This window comes from Pedobacter sp. V48 (assembly GCF_000523515.1).
In the GTDB taxonomy this organism is placed as follows: Bacteria; Bacteroidota; Bacteroidia; order Sphingobacteriales; family Sphingobacteriaceae; genus Pedobacter.
Genome location: NZ_AWRU01000034.1, coordinates 363,680 through 381,739, shown reverse-complemented (window position 1 = coordinate 381,739; position 18,060 = coordinate 363,680). Strand labels below are relative to the sequence as shown.

The window sequence follows — 18,060 nt, the reverse complement described above, 5'->3', positions numbered from 1 at the left end:
ATTTTTTGCTCCTAGTCATCCTGAATTTATTTCAGGACCTCGAGGTAGCATGAGTTAAATGGTTAAATGGAAATCCGGGATCCTGAAATAAATTCAGGATGACGAAACAACAAATTAAAATGCAGCCGCTTTTAGCCGGAGTCCTGTACCTTCTTCTAATCCAAATATCAAATTCATATTTTGCACCGCCTGCCCACTTGCTCCTTTTAACAAATTATCTATTATACTTACAATAAAGAGTTTATTACCATGTTTTTCTACATGTACTAATCCTTTATTTGTATTTACCACCTGTTTTAAATCAATATTTCTTTTACTTACATGAGTAAAAGGATGTGACGCATAAAAATCTTCATAGATGCGCTGTGCCTCCTCTGCTGTCAAATCACTTTCAAGATACATTGCTGCCAAAATACCTCTTGTAAAATCACCGCGTTGCGGAATAAAATTTAAATCTTCATTAAAGCCCGGCTCAAGTTGCTTTAAACTTTCGCCTATCTCATTAAGATGCTGATGTTCAAAAGCTTTGTATACTGATAGGTTGTTATTGCGCCAGCTAAAATGAGAGGTTGAAGCCAAGCTTTGCCCGGCTCCGGTTGATCCTGTTGTTGCGTTGATATGTACTTCGCTTTTCAACAAACCTTTTGATGCCAAAGGCAATAGTCCCAGTTGAATACAAGTTGCAAAACAACCCGGATTTGCAATATAGCTCGCCTTCTGTATAGCTTCACGATTTAATTCCGGCAAGCCATATACCCATTTATTTCCCGCATTGACTTTTAATCTGAAATCCTGACTCAAGTCAATTATCTTAATGCTGCTATCAATAACGTTTGCAGCTAAAAATTTCTTCGCATCACCATGTCCTACACAAAGAAACAAAACATCGATATCCGACGATAATTCATCTGTAAAACGCAAGTCAGTATCGCCAAATAAATCCGTATGCACATCTGAGATAAGATTTCCGGCATTACTGTTACTATTTACAAATACAATCTCAACAATTGGATGATTCACAAGAATACGAAGCATCTCGCCACCTGTATATCCTGCACCCCCAACTATACCTGCTCTAATCTTCATGACTGTTTACTTTATGCCATATCATTACCTGGTTACCAAAAATCTTTGAGAAACCTTTAACATCTTCGCCACTCCATGCGTTGTTCATTTCTCCATAACTACCGAATTTATTGCTCATCAAATCGTGTTCTGATTCAATTCCGATAATATTGAAACGATAAGGCAACAATTCAACAAATACATTTCCGCTAACTGTTTTCTGTGTATCAGTTAAAAAAGCCTCAATGTTTCGCATAATAGGGTCATGGAATTGACCTTCATGTAACCAGTTACCATAGAAAGACGATAATTGCTCTTTCCATGAAAGCTGCCATTTTGTTAAAGTATGTTTTTCCAGCGTGTGGTGAGCTTTAATAATCACCATTGGAGCCGCAGCCTCAAAACCTACACGTCCTTTAATCCCTATAATTGTATCACCCACATGGATATCTCTGCCAATACCATAAGGCTGGGCTATTGCCTGTAATTTCTGAATTGCCCTAACCGGCTCAAAAGTTTCGCCATCAATAGCTACCAGTTCACCTTTAGTAAAAGTTAAAGTTAACTTGCGAGGTGTAGTTACGGAAACTTGAGTTGGCCATGCTTCTTCCGGCAATGTCTCATTAGAAGTTAAAGTTTCTTTTCCTCCTACAGAAGTTCCCCATAAACCTTTATTGATAGAATATCTCGCTTTTTCAGCGCTATAATGAACACCGTGATTGCTTAAGTACTCTATTTCTGCTTCGCGTGATAGTTTTAAATCTCTGATTGGAGTGATGATCTCTACATTTGGAATAATGATATTAAAGATCATATCAAAACGTACCTGATCGTTACCTGCACCTGTACTTCCATGAGCAACGTAATCAGCACCTATTTTCTTAACATAATTTGCAATTGCGGTAGCCTGACTCACACGTTCTGCACTTACTGATAGTGGATAAGTTGCATTCTTCAATACGTTCCCAAAAACCAAATATTTAATACAGCTGTCATAATAGTTTGTCGTTTCATCAACCACAGCATGAGAAGCTACACCTAAAGCATAAGCACGTTTTTCTATTTCCTCTAATTCTTCATCAGAAAAACCACCAGTATTTACAATAACAGAATGCACTTCTAATCCGCGATCCTGGGCTAAATAAATACAGCAAAATGAGGTATCCAAACCTCCGCTAAACGCTAAAACAACTTTCTTCTTCATCTTTATAACAGCTATTTAAATAAAACGGTAAACATTAAAAACAGAGATTTTAAACCTCCTTTATTCTCGGGTTTTGAACTAAGCACCAATCGTTGTTTAATACGCATAAAACGCTCGTAAAGCTTAGGCTTTTTGTGCAATTCCTCTGCGAATTTCTTGGCAACATCATGTTTTTGTTCCACAGGATCATACAGCATTGCAGTACACATGCAATTTTTGCGTTCCTTCATCTTTAGAATTTCGAAGTTCACACAACTTTGACAGCCTTTCCAAAATTCTTCATCCTGAGTAAGCTCTGAATAAGTTACAGGCTCATAACCAAGATCCGAATTGATTTTCATTACTGCCAATCCTGTAGTTAAACCAAAAATCTTGGCTTTAGGATATTTTTGTCTTGAAAGTGCAAAAATCTTTTCTTTAATAGCATGAGCAAGTCCTGCTTTTCTGTATTTGGGACTAACTATTAAACCTGAATTGGCTACAAATTGTCCATGTGTCCAGGTTTCTATATAGCAAAACCCAGCCCATGAGCCATCCTTATGGAAAGCAATTACAGACTTCCCGTCTAAAATTTTATTTGCTACATACTCCGGAGAGCGTTTAGCGATACCTGTACCTCGAGCTTTTGCCGATTCTGCCATTTCTTCGCAAATTTCTTCTGCAAAGACACGATGTTCAGGAAGTGCAACTTGCACTATAAAATCGTTTATATTCATTAATATGATAACGAAAAAAAATAAATGTTCTGATTAATTGTTTTTTGAGAGGCAATCCTCTGTGGAAATGCGTAGAGACATTACGCAGAGATTTACTCAAATCCGCGGCGTATAATTTTGCCGGTTAGTGGTTACAAAAAAAACGGGTCGCAAACGTTCAATAAACAAACTTCTGGAAGCAATATTTTTTGCTTCTACAATAGAAAGTTTATGGGTCGCGTGCTTAATCATTTTCTGTGTATAATAATTCTTTGAATGAGTTGAGGCGCAAAGGTTTAAATAAATATCGAGTTGTGCAATACGTTTTTAATTTTTTTACATTTTTATAATGAAAATCTGCACTTAATTTAACGTCCAAATCGGAAGAAATGAGACAAAATATTTGGCCTCCCCTCCATTATCTCAATAATCATATCCATTCCCATTACTGAAAAAGTAATCCCATTGCCCCCAAAACCGAGCAAAAAGTAGCTTTTAGGGTATTTAGGATGCATTCCTATATATGGTAAACCATCTTTGGTTTCACCAAAAGTACCAGCCCAGCAAAAGTCCTCAACAAATGAACTACCAGGTAAATATTTTTTTACCGTTTTTTCCAATCTCTCCTTTTTTCTGCTCAAAAGCAGATCTCTTCGAATTGCATTTTTAAAATTCTCATCTTCGCCACCAACAAGAAATCTTCCATCAGCCGTTGTTCGCATATATAAATATGGAGAATCTGTATTCCAAAATAAGGTTTTTTCGTAAACATCAGGATGTAAATCCTGCTTTTCACTAACCATCGCATAGGTGCTTTTCAATTGCACAATCTTATCAGAAAGCATATTTTGAGTTTCATATCCTGTGCAATAAATAATATGTTTTGCAGATATTTCAGCTCCAGTACTTAGCTGAACCTTTACCGCATCCTTTTCATATTTTACTTTTTTCAATTCCGTTTTATCAAAGACCTTTAGTCCTCTCTCTGCATTATAGTGCAGCAGATCGTGGGTCAAACAAAAAGCATCCACACTACCCCCATCGGCAGAAAGAATTGCTCCTTCGGCCACAATGCCATAAGTACCCTTTATTTCTTTTTTATCTAGCCAGCTCACATCAATACCCACCATTTTGCGTGCTTCATACTCCTGCTTTAGCCATTTAACATCCTTACTTTTCGCTGCAAAATAAAGAGATTCCTTTTTTTCAAACCCGCATGATGAATCAATCTCTTTCACCAGATTCTCCAGTTTATAAATAGAATCCCTGCAAGCAAGATAGCTCGCAATAGCACCATGCTCTCCTATCAATTCTTTTAATTTATATAGCGGCACATCAATTTCATATTGAAGCATTGAGGTAGTTGCCGAAGTACTGCCGTTAGCGATCTCTCTTTTATCGACCAATATCGTTTCATAACCCTTAGCTATACAGGCGTGCGCCATTAGGGCTCCGGTAATCCCCCCCCCAACAATCANCACCTGACAGTGCGCATCTTTCCTTAAAGAGGKGTAGGAATGCATTATTCCATTTTTTACCAGCCAAAATGGCTCATTTGAGCGAACATCCATAAGTTTCAATTAATCAAACTATAACAATCTTGTTTGATATGTGTTTTAGGTTCACAAAATTTAAACTTTACGTAAGTTTAACCCTATATTGAATTTTCCTTTGGGATTATTATGAAAAAGTATTCCTTAATATTATTTCTTTTTATTTTTATTGCAGGACCTGCACTTCCGCAGGATGTTCGCGATGCTCGTAAATTGGTAAATCAGCTCACTTCAAAAACCTTGTGGGGAAGAGGATATACCAATAACGGAATGGCAAAGGCGGCAGATTTGATTTGCTCTGCTTTTAAAGCTTACGGGCTAAGCCCGATGAACGGAACGGATTTTAAACAAGCATTCTCTTTTCCTGTAAATACCTTTCCTGGAAAAATGCAGGTTACCATTAATGACAAAAAACTTACTCCAGGTAAAGATTTTATTGTAATGCCCCAAAGCATTGGGAAAATAGCCAAAGGAAAATTTAAACAAAAAGACAGCATTACTTTTGCTGATACAAACCAGCGGGTAATTGCCATACTTAAGGATAAACTCACCTGGTCTRYWGSWMMWGAGMANGSKYGWTTWMANNCYGKYMYRKWMATMRRRMWWARYNCCRTMARMKKYMWWCMWMWWRACWKNCAWNAYYWWYRYTGAWANAMWCSWKYRKSCMWRWAKKTWWTRYTGCCMATAYNNNCTRWRKRRTMGTAAWRRGYACTACWAAACAAGATTCCATATTGGTTATAACTGCTCATTACGATCATTTAGGTGGTATGGGCAACAAAACCTATTTCCCCGGGGCCAACGATAATGCCAGTGGCATTTCTTTTTTACTATCTCTGGCAAAATACTACGCCGCCAATCCACAACCCTACACAATGGCGTTTATTTGCTTTGCCGGAGAAGAGGCGGGATTACTTGGATCCAAATACTTTACAGAGCATTCATTGCTTGCGCTCCAAAAAATCAGATTTCTAATTAATGTTGATATGGTAGGAACAGGAGAAACAGGCATTACCGTTGTAAATGCAACAATCCACCAAAAGGAATTTTCATTATTAAATCAACTCAACGATAAAAACAAATACCTGAAAAAGATCAATTCAAGAGGCAAGGCGGCAAATAGCGATCACTACTTTTTCACTGAGAAAAATGTTCCTGCCTTTTTTATTTACACCACTGGAGGCATAAATGCGTATCATGATATTTACGACCGGCCTAAAACCCTTCCATTAACAGAATATCAGGATTTATTTCGGCTCTTTGTCGACTTCAATGCGGCATTAATGAATAAATAGCCCATGTTTTTCATTTTATTGGCTTTACTTTAAACCAAATTCCTTTAATTTCGTTTTATAATAAAAACAACAACTTATGTTTGATAAATTAATGGCAGCCCAGCAGAAGGCTGACGAAATAAAAAAAAGACTAGATACGATCTCTGTTTTTGGAGAAGTTGAAGGCGGTGCAATACGTGTTACTGCAACGGCAAACAAAGCGATTACTGCAGTAGAGATCAGCGAAGAATTCCATAAGCAGGCCGACAGAGAAGAACTTGAAGAATTACTATTAACAGCTATAAATAAAGCCTTAACACAAGCCGATCAGGTCAGTGCTACCGAAATGCAGGCAGCAACCAAAGACATGTTTGGCGGATTAGGCGGAATGTTTGGACAATAATGAAATATACGTATTATGGCCAATCCTGCTTCCTGCTAGAAGCCGATGGCAAAAAGTTTCTTTTCGATCCCTTTATCACACATAATCCACTTGCGAAGCATATAGATATTAAAAGTATAGAGGCTGATTATATCCTGGTGAGTCATGGCCATGGCGATCATATTGCTGATCTCATAGAAATTGCAAACCAAACCAATGCACTTGTTATTGCAATAGCAGAAGTTGCTGATTGGGCCGGCAAACAAGGAATCAAAAATGTTCATGGAATGAACTTTGGAAGCCAAAACTTTGATTTCGGAAAGCTAAGAATGGTATGGGCAACTCATTCAGCGGCTCTTCCCGACGGAACCTGCGGCGGAAATCCGGCAGGTTACGTGCTGGAACTTGAAAATAAAACCATTTATTTTGCCGGAGATACTGCACTAACTATGGAAATGAAACTCCTTGCCGAGCTTTATAATCTAAGTTATGCAATCCTGCCAATTGGAGGCAACTACACAATGGATGTTGATGATGCCATTATCGCTACAAAATATATTGATTGCGACACCGTAATTGGCGTGCACTACAACACTTTCCCTGTAATAGAAATTGATACAGAAGAAGCCTTAGCTAAATTTAAAAGAGAAAATAAAGTTCTGTTATTGCCGGCAATTGGCGAAACCATTGAGCTTTAAAATAAAAAGCCTCGTTATGAAAATTCAAAACGAGGCTTTTCTATACGCATTAATTAATGCGCCGCTAACCAGTTATCTCCCTCACCAATTTCAACTTCAATTGGAACGGATGTTTTAATCGCCGTTTTCATCCTATGTGAAATGATCTTTTTCATCGCTTCAACTTCAGATCTAAGCACATCAAAGACCAACTCATCATGCACCTGCATGGTCATTTTTGATTGAAGGTTCTGATCCTGAATATCCTTATGAATATTGATCATCGCCACCTTTATCAAATCTGCTGCAGAACCTTGTATAGGAGCATTTATTGCATTTCGTTCTGCAAAACCACGGACTGTCTGGTTGGCAGAGTTGATGTCTCTTAAATATCTTCTTCTGCCTAAAATGGTTTCTACAAATCCATTTTCGCGGGCAAAATTCATCGTGTCCGACATGTATTTTTTAATCCCCGGATATTGCTCAAAATACTGATCAATAATGGCTGCGGCCTCTTTACGTGGAATGCCCAGATTTTGCGACAAGCCAAAAGCAGATTGGCCATAGATAATCCCAAAGTTTACGGCTTTTGCATTCCTTCTCTGAGTAGAATCAACCTCTTCAATTGAAATACCATATACCTTTGCTGCTGTTGCAGTATGAATATCGATACCCTTACTAAAGGCGTCCAACATGTTTTCTTCTTTACTGATCTCAGCGATAATACGAAGCTCTATCTGAGAATAATCTGCAGAAAGCAGCACGTGGTCTGCATCTCTAGCAATAAATGCTTTGCGCACCTCTCTACCTCTTTCCGTACGGATTGGAATGTTCTGCAGATTCGGATTATTAGAACTTAACCTTCCGGTTGCGGCAACAGCCTGATTATATGAAGTATGAACACGGCCTGTCCTCGGATTAACCAACAACGGCAATGCATCAACATACGTAGACTTTAATTTTTGCAGCTGTCTGAAATCTAAAATATCCTGAACGATATCGCTTTTATGAGCAAGTGCCAATAATACATCCTCACCGGTTTGGTATTGACCTGTCTTTGTTTTTTTTGCTTTTGGATCTAACTGTAATTTATCGAAAAGAACCTCTCCCAGTTGTTTTGGCGAGGCCAGATTAAACTTAATACCACACTTATCATAAACGTTCTGTTCAAACTTTCTAATGTCTAGCTCAAGCTCTTTAGAATAGTTAATCAAGGTGTCCATGTCTATTCTAACCCCTTCCTTTTCAATATCTGCAAGCACATAAATCAAAGGATTTTCAACATCAGTGGCAAGCTGTTCAGCATTAAGCTGTTTAAGCATTGGTTTAAACACATTGGCAAGCTGCAAGGTTATATCGGCATCTTCAGCGGCATAATCTACGACCTGCTCAACGGGAACATCCCGCATATTCCCTTGCCCCTTTCCTTTGGCACCAATAAGCTTAGTTATTGAAATGGGTGAATAGCTCAAATAATTTTCGGCCAGCACATCCATGTTATGTCGTGTATCAGGATCAATCAAATAATGCGCGAGCATGGTATCAAATAGCTTTCCTTTTACAGATACACCATACCATTTAAATACAAGCATGTCATATTTAATGTTCTGTCCTATTTTGGCTATATTTTCGCTTTCAAGAACAGGCCTAAATTCCTCAACAATTACCTGAGCATCGGCTCTTTCGGCTGGTACGGGAATATAATATCCTTCCCCTGGCGTTATACTAAACGAGATTCCTACCAGATCTGCAAGATTGGCATCCGTTCCTGTTGTCTCTGTATCAAATGAAATGCTTTCTTGCTTTAAAAGCAAGTCCACAAGCTCCTTACGCAACTCCGGAGTATCTATTAATTTATAATTATGTTCCGTATTTTCAATTGTTTTAGCGGCTACGCCTTGTTCAAATACTTCCGAAATAACTATCGTAGTTTTAGTTTTGATCTCAACTTGATCCACCACATTACCAAACAGATCAATTTGTTGCGATCCACCTGTCTTCCCTTCAGTTACATTAAATCCATCACCAAAAACACGTTTACCAATTGTTCTAAATTCCAGTTCCGCAAACAATGGCTCCAGTAGCTCCCTACTTGGTTCCTCAAGCTCCAAGGCCTTTTCATCAAATGGAACAGGAACATCAAGTATAATAGTGGCTAATTTTTTAGAGATCATCCCCTGTTCAGCATAAGTCTCCACGTTTTCACGCTGCTTTCCTTTCAGCTCATGTGAATTTGCAATAATGTTCTCTACTGAGCCATATTGTTTAATCAATAATTTCGCAGTTTTTTCTCCAATCCCAGGAATTCCCGGAATATTATCAACGGCATCGCCCCATAAACCAAGAATATCAATTACCTGTTCAACATTTTCAATCTCCCACTTGGCCAATACTTCTTTTACGCCTAAAATCTCCATCTCATTACCCATTCTGGCAGGTTTATAGATAAATATGTTTTCAGATACCAACTGTGCAAAGTCTTTATCAGGCGTCATACAATACACCTGAAAACCGGCTTTCTCTGCCTCTTTTGCCAAAGTTCCGATAATATCATCCGCTTCAAATCCATCCTTTGTAATTACCGGAATATTAAACCCTTCTATCAGCTTAAAAATATAGGGAAGTGCAGCCGACAAGTCCTCTGGCATTGCTTCTCTGTGTGCCTTATAGGCTTCAAAATCGGTATGTCTCTCAGTGGGTGCTTCGGTATCAAATACAACCGCTATATGTGTTGGCTTTTCCTTTTTAAGTACTTCCAGTAAAGTATTTGTAAAGCCCATAACTGCCGAGGTGTTAACTCCTGTAGAAGTAAACCTTGGGTTTTTACTCAGTGCAAAATGGGCCCGATAAATAAGCGCCATGCCATCAAGAAGGAAAAGTTTTTTCATTGGTATCTGATTCGTTTAATGATCGTGAAAGTTACTACTTTCAACATATCTCAAAGTTAATAATAGAGATCGGATTAGATAACAAACACAAAAGAAATTCCGTTATTTGAGTAATTATGAAAAGAGCACTTAAAACCTTCGCTTTATTAACGATGCTTTTGGTAATCGCATTGCGCGCATCAGCACAAGATGCAGTAGTTATTGCTTCAGGAGATTTTATAAGAGGAACAATACAGGGCACCAATTTTTCGACAGTTATTCTTAAAAATGACGACGAAACCATTGTTCAGTATAAAGCCAGCGACATTAAAGAGTTTTTATGGAATGGGGAAACCTATGTTAGCAAACCCATTGTTATTAAAAAGAAAATGGAGCATCGGTTTTTTAAAATTATAGAACAGGGGGCAGTAAATTTATATGCAATTGGTGGCACCACAAGTATTGAACAACCGCAGCCGAAAAGAGCACGAATTAGGCCATCTGTTGGTATTGGTACGGGAACCGGTGGCTTTGGAGGAGTAGGTGGCGGTGTAGGTATTTCATTTGGAGGTGGCAGAAGAAACGATGCTGAGCAAACTAATCGCAATCTCCCGACAGCCTATTTTATTGAAAAGTTTGGAACAGGACCAATGCAGGAAATCCCTGCCGAAGGAGGTAACTCTTCAGGCAAAACAGAACTGATTAAAAGCATTCTGCTTCAAAAACTTACCAACGACGAGGATCTTGCTGAACGTATAAAGGCAACAGAAACTTTTGATGCTAAACTCATAAAAGCTTTTGTTGCAGCATACAACGACATGCAGCAAAAATAACCTGTAAATTACCGGCTTATGCACCCTTCAACATGGTCGTTTACCATGCCGGTAGCCTGCATATGGGCATAGCAGATTGTGGTTCCAAAAAATTTAAACCCTCTCTTCTTCATATCCTTACTAATCAAATCTGATATCTCAGTTCTTGGAGGTACATCTCCTAAAGACTTAACTCTATTTAGAATAGGTTTTTTATTTGGCAAAAAACCCCACATATAGTCGGCAAATGACCCAAATTCCTTTTGTATTCCTATGAAAAGCTTTGCATTGTTTATTGCTGCATTAACTTTCAATCTGTTTCTAATAATACCGGCATCATTCATTAGTCTTTCTACATCTGCATCTGTAAAGGCGGCAACTTTTGCTACATCAAAGTTAGCAAAGGCTTGTCGGTACCCCTCTCTTCTTCTTAAAATTGTGATCCAGCTTAATCCGGCCTGGGCGCCTTCAAGAATTAGAAACTCGAATAATGTTTTATCGTCATAAACAGGTTTTCCCCATTCTTCATCATGATATTTTACATACAAAGGATCAGTTCCGCACCAACCACATCTAACTACTTCTGCCATTATTTAAAGACTAAGTTCATCCCAATATTCAACTGCTCTCCTGTAGTGAGGAATTACAATAGAACCACCAACCAGATTGGCGATCATAAATACTTCATTGATCTCCTCATTGGATACCCCTTCATCAAAACATTTTTCCAGGTGGTATTTTATGCAATCATCACAACGCAAAACCATAGATGCCACAAGACCAAGCATCTCTTTAGTTTTTACATTTAATGCTCCCTCAGCATATGTGGTTGTATCCAAAGCAAAAAACCGCTTTATGTTTGTATTTGCGGTTTCCATTATCCTATCGTTCATTTTAGAACGGTAGTCATTAAACTCTTCTACTAATTGTCCCATTATATTAAAATTAATTCAGCGTGCCCGTTCGTCAAAGTTTTTATTTTAACGCTACAATTCAACCAGAGGGTCCCAGAAATGCTGTTTAAAATTCTGGATTTTGTCATTTTTAACTACCACTCCTTCTTTCTCCAGCATTTCCTGCATCAGATTGGGCTCAGAGAAATGGAATTTACCAGTGAGCAACCCACTACTGTTAACCACTCTGTGTGCAGGTATTGTCGGATGGGCCAAATGGGCATTACTCATTGCGTATCCCACCATTCGCGCCGAACCACCTGCGCCAAGACTTTTAGCTATGGCCCCGTAAGAGGTTACCCTTCCTTTAGGAATTAACCTCACTAACTCAAAAACCTGGTCATAAAATGATTGTTCCATCTAATCAATTTATATTCAGTTCTAAATTAATCAAAAGAGAACTGTATGTAATTTATATTCTTATCGTGTTTCAGATAAATCCTTTCGTAATGCGTTTTAATAGCTAAAACAGCATCTGCAAACTCCGATTTATATAACTGATCTGTGTTTTTATGACAAACCAACCCTAGCTCCTGAACTTTCTCGACAGTATAAAGATACAAACCGTCGTTGTCAGTTTTCAAGTTTATTTTACCTCCCGGTTTTAAAAAAGTTCTGTACTTGTCTAAAAACCCTGGAAAGGTTAAGCGTTTTTTCTCACGACTATCCTGTGGTTGGGGATCAGGGAAAGTTATCCATATTTCATCTACCTCGTGTTCACCAAAGAACTCCACAATATCTTCGATCTGAATCCTCAAAAAAGCAAGATTTGAAATTCCTTCGTCCATGCCAGTACGTGCACCACGCCAAATCCTGTTTCCCTTAAGGTCAACTCCAATAAAATTTTTGTCAGGAAACATCTTTGCCAATCCAACAGAGTATTCACCCTTACCGCATGCGAGTTCTAAAACAACAGGATTGCTATTTTTAAAATGCTGAGACGCCCATTTACCTTTTAATTCTTTACCAGCATCAAGCTGGTAAACGTTAGGAAAGGTGTCTATTTCTGCAAATTTTCTTAACTTATCTTTACCCACTACTAAAATTATTTTTATGCAAACTTAAGCAAATAGTTATTTCATACAATGACAGATTGTTTAAAGCTCTCCTCATCGCGAGGAACTGCATTCCTCCCTTAAGGATGCCAAGAGGATTTTGTACTTTTGTAATAATCATTAAAAGCAAATTGGAAAAGAACGCAAAAATATATGTAGCTGGTCACCGAGGTATGGTTGGCTCAGCAATTTATCGTAAACTGATCAAAGAAGGTTTTACAAATCTGATCACCAGAACTTCAGCAGAATTAGACTTACGCAATCAGCAAGCTGTAACCGATTTTTTTGAATCCGAAAAACCTGAGTACGTATTCCTGGCAGCGGCCAAAGTAGGTGGTATTATCGCCAACAATACTTACCGGGCAGATTTCCTTTACGAAAATCTTTGTATTCAAAACAACGTGATCCACCAATCGTATAAAACAGGTATAAAGAAGCTGATGTTTTTAGGTTCAAGTTGCATTTACCCTAAACTTGCACCACAGCCATTAAAAGAAGACTACCTGCTTACAGGGTTACTAGAAGAAACCAATGAACCTTATGCTATTGCTAAAATAGCCGGTATAAAAATGGCCGATGCTTATCGCTCACAATATGGTTGTGATTTTATTTCGGTAATGCCTACTAATTTGTATGGGTATAACGACAACTATCACCCACAAAACTCCCACGTGCTACCTGCTTTAATTCGGAAATTTCACGAAGCAAAAGTGAACGGCACACCAGAGGTTATCATCTGGGGATCCGGATCTCCAATGCGAGAATTTTTATTTGCAGATGATCTGGCCGATGCCTGTTATTTCTTAATGCAGGAATACGACGAACCTGGTTTTGTAAATATTGGAACCGGAAAAGACCTGACAATAAAAGACCTTGCATTATTAATTAAACGCATCGTTGGATTTGATGGAGCACTAACCTTTGATAGCAGCAAACCAGATGGAACCCCACGCAAATTAATGGATGTATCTAAATTACATTCACTCGGATGGAAGCATGAAATAGAACTTGAAGAAGGAATTAAATTAGCTTATCAGGATTTTTTAGCCAAGCATAGTTAAAATTGATATCTTTGCTAAAGAGAATAAACTTTAGCTATATGACCTTAGTTCAACTAGAATACATCGTAGCGGTAGATACTTACAGAAGTTTTGTAGGCGCTGCCGAAAAGTGTTTTGTTACCCAGCCCACCCTCAGTATGCAGGTACAAAAGCTTGAAGAAATGCTAAATGTAAAAATCTTTGATCGAAGTAAACAGCCCATAATTCCAACAGAAATAGGTGCGCAGATTATTGAACAGGCTCGTCTTGTTCTTCAGGAAAGCCACAAAATTAAAGAGATTATTAGTAGCCAACAGCAAGATGTTGTTGGCGAACTAAAAGTAGGTATTATACCCACAGTCGCGCCTTATCTGTTACCAAAGGTAATTGCTGCAATGATGGAAAAATATCCCGACCTGAAACTTCTGATATGGGAATATACTACTGAAGATATCATTCATCACCTAAAAACAGGAATACTTGATTGCGGAATATTAGCCACTCCACTTGGAGATAGCGCAGTTGAAGAGGCGCCATTGTATTACGAAAATTTTGTTACCTACATCAGCAAAAACAGCAAACTTTATAAAAAGAAAACGATAGATGCGGATGACCTAGAAGATGAAAATATCTGGCTGTTAAACGAGGGGCATTGTATGCGGTCGCAGGTATTAAACATCTGCAGATCAACCAAGCAAAATCGTCTGCAAGGACTAACTTATAACACAGGAAGTGTCGAAACGCTTATCCGCATGGTTGATATGAACAATGGCGCTACCTTGCTTCCCGAGCTTGCTCTTGAAGAGTTAAGCAACAAGCAACTAAGCAAGGTAAGGTATTTTAAATCTCCCGAACCTGTCCGCGAGATCAGCCTTGTTACCCATAAAAATTTCATTAAAAAAAGAATGCTTAATGCATTGAGAGAAGAGATTTTGACGGTTATACCAAAAACAATGCGCCAGAAAAAGAAAAAGGATATTGTAGGGATATAATTTACATCCCTATTTCACCAGAGTACCCCCTACTTTTCTGCATGAAGTCCGATTTTGTTTCCTTCTGTGTCAATAATGATTGCAATATATCCTGCGGGAATTAGTGTTTTAGGAGCAATGATTTTTCCTCCTGCCTGTTCAACTTTGTCGAGAACAGTTTGAATGTTCGGACTCGCGTTAATGTAAACTACTGTCCCGGTACCAGATGGCCTGTTTCTGTCAGTTTTTGACAATACTCCCGTAACCCTTCCTGATGTCGCCTGAACAACATTAGGATCAAACGGAAAGAAAACAGCTTCGTCGTTGCCATCCGCTCTTTTAACCATTTCAATACCTAAAATGGTTTCATAAAAAGTCTTTGCCCGTTCAGTGTCTGCTACAGGGATTTCAAACCAAGTTAAAACATTGGTGTTTTTGTCAATTTTCTTAAGTAATTCCATGATGTTTCTTTTATAAATGTCTATACAACAAAGTTGATAAATGAAAAGGCGAATGACCTGTGACATTCGTCACAAAATCACGAAAGAGTTCTTCTTTTACGTATTCTGCTTAAGGTTTCCCTTGAAACACCAAGAAATGAAGCTAATTGAGAGAGGGAGACCCTTTGCAGGATTTCAGGATATTTGGTTTCTATATATTCCAGGCGTTCTTGAGCCGAATAGATCTTAAATAGGTTTGAAAATTCTTCCTGTTTAGAGGCAAACAAGCGGATACAATTACGTCCTAAAGTTTCTATTTCGACTGCTTGTTTTGCTGCTTGAAACAATTTATTCTTATCAAAAACGACTGCTGTTAATGGCTCACAGGCGATGATATTAAATTCGGACTTCAGCCCATTACCAAAACTGTTGATGTTTGTTGCAATATCATTTTCAAAGAAAAACCCTATGTTTTTTACAACCCCATCAATTTCATAATAGCTTTTACAATAGCCCTCATCTATGTAAAATAGCGAATTACAGACCTGTCCCTCTCGTAATAGAAACTCATTTTTCTTAAACTCTTTTCTGATTAATGCAGGTTTAAGCAGTTTCCAGCTTTTATCGGAAAACGCAGTTAGGGAATGAATATATTTTAATAGATTGTTCATTTGATCAAGTAATGCAAATCAAAAAAGGCCCCTATGATTCGCATCGGGGCCTCTTATATAATTTCCGTCTGACGGAAGTTTAAATAATTATGCTTTTTTGAAACGTTCTGCAACAGCATCCCAGTTAACTACATTCCAGAAAGCTGAAATATAATCAGGACGTCTGTTTTGATATTTTAAGTAGTATGCGTGTTCCCAAACATCCATACCTAAAATTGGCGAGCCTTTTACCTCTGCAATATCCATTAATGGATTATCCTGATTAGGAGTAGAAGAAACTACTAATTTTTTATCAGCGCCAACGCTTAACCAAGCCCATCCTGAACCGAAACGGGTTGCACCTGCTTCAGCAAATTTAGTTTTGAAATCAGCGAAAGAACCAAAAGCTGCATTGATTGCTTCAGCTAATTCACCTTTAGGCTCGCCACCCTTATTTGGACCAATAACTTCCCAGAATAAAGAGTGATTATAATGACCACCGCCATTGTTTCTAACAGCAGCTGGAAATTTAGAAATGTTTTTAACGATTTCTTCGATGCTTTGGCTAGCTTCTGGCTTGCCTTCTAAAGCTTTATTTAAGTTAGTAACGTAAGCTTGGTGATGTTTACCATGGTGAATTTCCATAGTTTGTTTATCGATATGCGGTTCTAATGCATCTGTTGCGTATGGTAACGCAGGTAATTCAAAAGCCATATTATTTATGATTTAAGTTTAAAAAATATTTTCGGACAATCTTTGTTAAATTGTAATTCAAAAGTTCGGGATTGGATACCAGAAACAACCAGAAAACAATTCAACTGAGCAAATATAACATTCGGAGGTTAAGTTTTGTTCAATTATTTGTCAATATTAGCCCCTTTTATTTATAAAAAACCGTTTCATCAGATTCCCGCACTGCGAGGCCAAAACATTTCCTTGTAGAATTGTTTTTGGATGCAATAAAGATGCTCCTTTGGTCGTAAAGCCTCTTTTTGGTTCCGGGGCACCGTAAACGATGCGACCTATTTGTGTCCAATAGCTTGCGCCTGCGCACATTACACAAGGCTCAACGGTTACATACAGGGTGCAATCTTTTAAATATTTGCCGCCAAGAGTTTGCGAAGCTGCTGTAAATGCCTGCATTTCTGCATGTGCAGTTACGTCATTTAACTGTTCGGTTAAATTATGCCCGCGACCCACTATCCTGCCCTTACATACCACTATTGCTCCAATTGGGATTTCTTCTGCATCGAACGCTTTTTGGGCTTCCTGAAGTGCTAAAAGCATGTAATGCTCGTCTTCTGCTGCAGGGTTCTCGTCTTCTGAAAAATTATAATAACTCATTTAACACAATTTACTGCCATTAGGCACTTTGCCATTTAGGGCTGTTAATACAATATCTCCATTTTCGTCAGCAAAGCCTGTTACCAAAAACTCTGACATAAATTTCCCTATCTGTTTGTTAGGAAAATTAACCACTCCTACTATTTGTTTACCAACCAACTCTTCTTTAGTATAATGTGCTGTAATCTGGGCACTACTCATCCTGATGCCAAGCTCGCCAAAATCTACCTTTACTTTATAAGCTGGCTTCCTCGCCTCCGGAAAATCAAAGACTTCAAGAATAGTTCCTGCCCGAAGTTCTACTTTTTCAAAATCATTCCAGGTTATTTCTTCCATGGGATAAAATTACAACTTCTCGGCAATACCGCCTATCATATCTCTGTTCTTCTGCATATATTTGTAACGCAAGGCCCTTAACATACCAATTCCTACCCCAATGATCCCTCTTAAAGAGATTTCCTACTTTGCCCTGGCCGCGTTGATCCTGGTGATCAGCCCCGGCCCAAATATGATCTATTTAATATCCCGTTCCATTACCCAGGGACAGCGATCGGGATTAATTTCACTTGCAGGAATAATATCAGGTTTTATCTTTCACATTGTTATGGTTTCTGCAGGTCTAACAGCTGTACTCTTTGCCGTCCCGTTTGTATACACTACCATTAAAACACTGGGAGTACTATATCTGTTGTACCTGGCCTATCAGGCAATTAAGCCAAACGGAAAGAGTCTTTTCGAAGTCAGACAAGACCTGACTAATGACAAACCGGCCAAATTGTTCAAAATCGGGGTACTAACCACCGTGTTGAATCCTAAAGTTGCTGTATTCTATTTATCTTTTTTCCCTTACTTCATAAAACAGGAATATGGCTCTGTATTCGTACAAAGTCTGCAACTCGGCATTACCCAGGTAAGCATCAGCTTTACGATTAACTTTATCATCGTACTAACTGCCTCAAAAGTAGCGCTGTTCTTTTCAAAAAGCCCAGGCTGGGTGAAAATCCAGAAATGGTTTATGGCAAGTGTCTTGGCTTCATTAGCTATAAAAATGGCATTAAGCAAAGAAAAGTAGTTGCTAGCC

21 protein-coding genes are annotated in these 18,060 nt (G+C 38.3%); 7 read left to right on the top strand and 14 right to left on the bottom strand.

Annotated features, from left to right (window positions below):
• Window positions 1–114: 114 nt before the first annotated feature.
• The 4 genes from argC to N824_RS27125 form a co-directional block, all read right to left on the bottom strand.
• Window positions 115–1,086, bottom strand: coding sequence for an N-acetyl-gamma-glutamyl-phosphate reductase (gene argC, locus N824_RS27140; protein WP_048908221.1), 972 nt, complete (start codon window positions 1,084–1,086; stop codon window positions 115–117).
• Window positions 1,076–2,269 carry an argininosuccinate synthase gene (argG, locus tag N824_RS27135; protein WP_048908220.1) on the bottom strand — a complete coding sequence of 398 codons (1,194 nt, stop codon included), beginning with the start codon at window positions 2,267–2,269 and terminating at the stop codon, window positions 1,076–1,078. The genes argC and argG overlap by 11 nt, the downstream gene beginning before the upstream one ends.
• Window positions 2,270–2,280: 11 nt before the next feature.
• Window positions 2,281–2,985, bottom strand: coding sequence for an N-acetyltransferase (locus N824_RS27130; RefSeq protein WP_048908219.1), 705 nt, complete (start codon window positions 2,983–2,985; stop codon window positions 2,281–2,283).
• A 347-nt stretch (window positions 2,986–3,332) separates the two neighbouring features.
• On the bottom strand, window positions 3,333–4,535 hold the full coding sequence (locus N824_RS27125) for an FAD-binding oxidoreductase (protein ID WP_048908218.1): 1,203 nt from the start codon (window positions 4,533–4,535) through the stop codon (window positions 3,333–3,335).
• 713 nt (window positions 4,536–5,248) lie between these two features.
• Between N824_RS27125 and N824_RS27110 the strand changes: the two genes are divergently transcribed.
• From N824_RS27110 to N824_RS27100, 3 genes are all read left to right on the top strand, one after another.
• Window positions 5,249–5,809: a M28 family metallopeptidase gene (locus tag N824_RS27110; RefSeq protein WP_235207325.1), complete on the top strand. Its 561-nt coding sequence runs from the start codon at window positions 5,249–5,251 to the stop codon at window positions 5,807–5,809.
• Between the two features lie 76 nt (window positions 5,810–5,885).
• A complete protein-coding gene (locus tag N824_RS27105; RefSeq protein ID WP_048908217.1) occupies window positions 5,886–6,191 on the top strand; it encodes a YbaB/EbfC family nucleoid-associated protein in 306 nt (101 codons plus the stop codon).
• The gene (locus N824_RS27100) at window positions 6,191–6,868 is read left to right on the top strand and encodes a metal-dependent hydrolase (RefSeq protein ID WP_048908216.1); all 678 of its coding nucleotides are present in this window, start codon (window positions 6,191–6,193) and stop codon (window positions 6,866–6,868) included. Before N824_RS27105 ends, N824_RS27100 begins: the two co-directional genes overlap by 1 nt.
• Before the next feature lie 53 nt (window positions 6,869–6,921).
• On the opposite strand, the gene polA is transcribed toward N824_RS27100, so the two are convergent.
• Window positions 6,922–9,735 carry a DNA polymerase I gene (gene polA / locus N824_RS27095; RefSeq protein ID WP_048908215.1) on the bottom strand — a complete coding sequence of 938 codons (2,814 nt, stop codon included), beginning with the start codon at window positions 9,733–9,735 and terminating at the stop codon, window positions 6,922–6,924.
• Window positions 9,736–9,851: 116 nt separating this feature from the next.
• On the opposite strand from polA, the gene N824_RS27090 reads away from it, so the two are divergent.
• Complete coding sequence (locus tag N824_RS27090) at window positions 9,852–10,547, top strand: hypothetical protein (protein ID WP_048908214.1); 696 nt, start codon at window positions 9,852–9,854, stop codon at window positions 10,545–10,547.
• A gap of 8 nt (window positions 10,548–10,555) precedes the next feature.
• Here the strand turns inward: N824_RS27090 and N824_RS27085 are convergent, their stop codons facing one another.
• From N824_RS27085 to trmB, 4 genes are read right to left on the bottom strand one after another with little or no spacing between them, the layout of a single operon-like run.
• A complete protein-coding gene (locus N824_RS27085) occupies window positions 10,556–11,116 on the bottom strand; it encodes a DNA-3-methyladenine glycosylase I (protein WP_048908213.1) in 561 nt (186 codons plus the stop codon).
• A gap of 3 nt (window positions 11,117–11,119) precedes the next feature.
• Window positions 11,120–11,461 (bottom strand): carboxymuconolactone decarboxylase family protein, encoded by a 342-nt coding sequence (locus N824_RS27080; RefSeq protein WP_048908212.1) that lies wholly within the window; start codon window positions 11,459–11,461, stop codon window positions 11,120–11,122.
• 51 nt (window positions 11,462–11,512) lie between these two features.
• Window positions 11,513–11,839: an MGMT family protein gene (locus tag N824_RS27075; protein WP_048908211.1), complete on the bottom strand. Its 327-nt coding sequence runs from the start codon at window positions 11,837–11,839 to the stop codon at window positions 11,513–11,515.
• Between the two features lie 26 nt (window positions 11,840–11,865).
• Window positions 11,866–12,516 carry a tRNA (guanosine(46)-N7)-methyltransferase TrmB gene (trmB, locus tag N824_RS27070; RefSeq protein ID WP_048908210.1) on the bottom strand — a complete coding sequence of 217 codons (651 nt, stop codon included), beginning with the start codon at window positions 12,514–12,516 and terminating at the stop codon, window positions 11,866–11,868.
• 149 nt (window positions 12,517–12,665) lie between these two features.
• Between trmB and N824_RS27065 the strand changes: the two genes are divergently transcribed.
• Together N824_RS27065 and N824_RS27060 are read left to right on the top strand one after the other, a co-directional pair.
• Window positions 12,666–13,595, top strand: a complete 930-nt coding sequence (locus tag N824_RS27065) for a GDP-L-fucose synthase (RefSeq protein WP_048908374.1) — start codon at window positions 12,666–12,668, stop codon at window positions 13,593–13,595.
• A gap of 38 nt (window positions 13,596–13,633) precedes the next feature.
• Window positions 13,634–14,566, top strand: a complete 933-nt coding sequence (locus N824_RS27060) for a hydrogen peroxide-inducible genes activator (RefSeq protein ID WP_048908209.1) — start codon at window positions 13,634–13,636, stop codon at window positions 14,564–14,566.
• Window positions 14,567–14,595: 29 nt separating this feature from the next.
• Here N824_RS27060 and N824_RS27055 read toward each other — a convergent pair whose 3' ends face one another.
• The 5 genes from N824_RS27055 to N824_RS27035 form a co-directional block, all read right to left on the bottom strand.
• Window positions 14,596–15,006, bottom strand: coding sequence for a VOC family protein (locus tag N824_RS27055; protein ID WP_048908208.1), 411 nt, complete (start codon window positions 15,004–15,006; stop codon window positions 14,596–14,598).
• 77 nt (window positions 15,007–15,083) lie between these two features.
• Window positions 15,084–15,656, bottom strand: a complete 573-nt coding sequence (locus N824_RS27050; protein WP_048908207.1) for a Crp/Fnr family transcriptional regulator — start codon at window positions 15,654–15,656, stop codon at window positions 15,084–15,086.
• An 87-nt stretch (window positions 15,657–15,743) separates the two neighbouring features.
• Window positions 15,744–16,349, bottom strand: coding sequence for a superoxide dismutase (locus N824_RS27045; protein WP_048908206.1), 606 nt, complete (start codon window positions 16,347–16,349; stop codon window positions 15,744–15,746).
• A 156-nt stretch (window positions 16,350–16,505) separates the two neighbouring features.
• A complete protein-coding gene (locus N824_RS27040) occupies window positions 16,506–16,979 on the bottom strand; it encodes a nucleoside deaminase (protein ID WP_048908205.1) in 474 nt (157 codons plus the stop codon).
• Entirely contained in the window at window positions 16,980–17,315 is a 336-nt protein-coding gene (locus tag N824_RS27035; protein WP_048908204.1) for a tRNA-binding protein, read from the bottom strand.
• A 100-nt stretch (window positions 17,316–17,415) separates the two neighbouring features.
• On the opposite strand from N824_RS27035, the gene N824_RS27030 reads away from it, so the two are divergent.
• A complete protein-coding gene (locus tag N824_RS27030; protein ID WP_048908203.1) occupies window positions 17,416–18,051 on the top strand; it encodes a LysE family translocator in 636 nt (211 codons plus the stop codon).
• The last annotated feature ends 9 nt before the right edge of the window (window positions 18,052–18,060 follow it).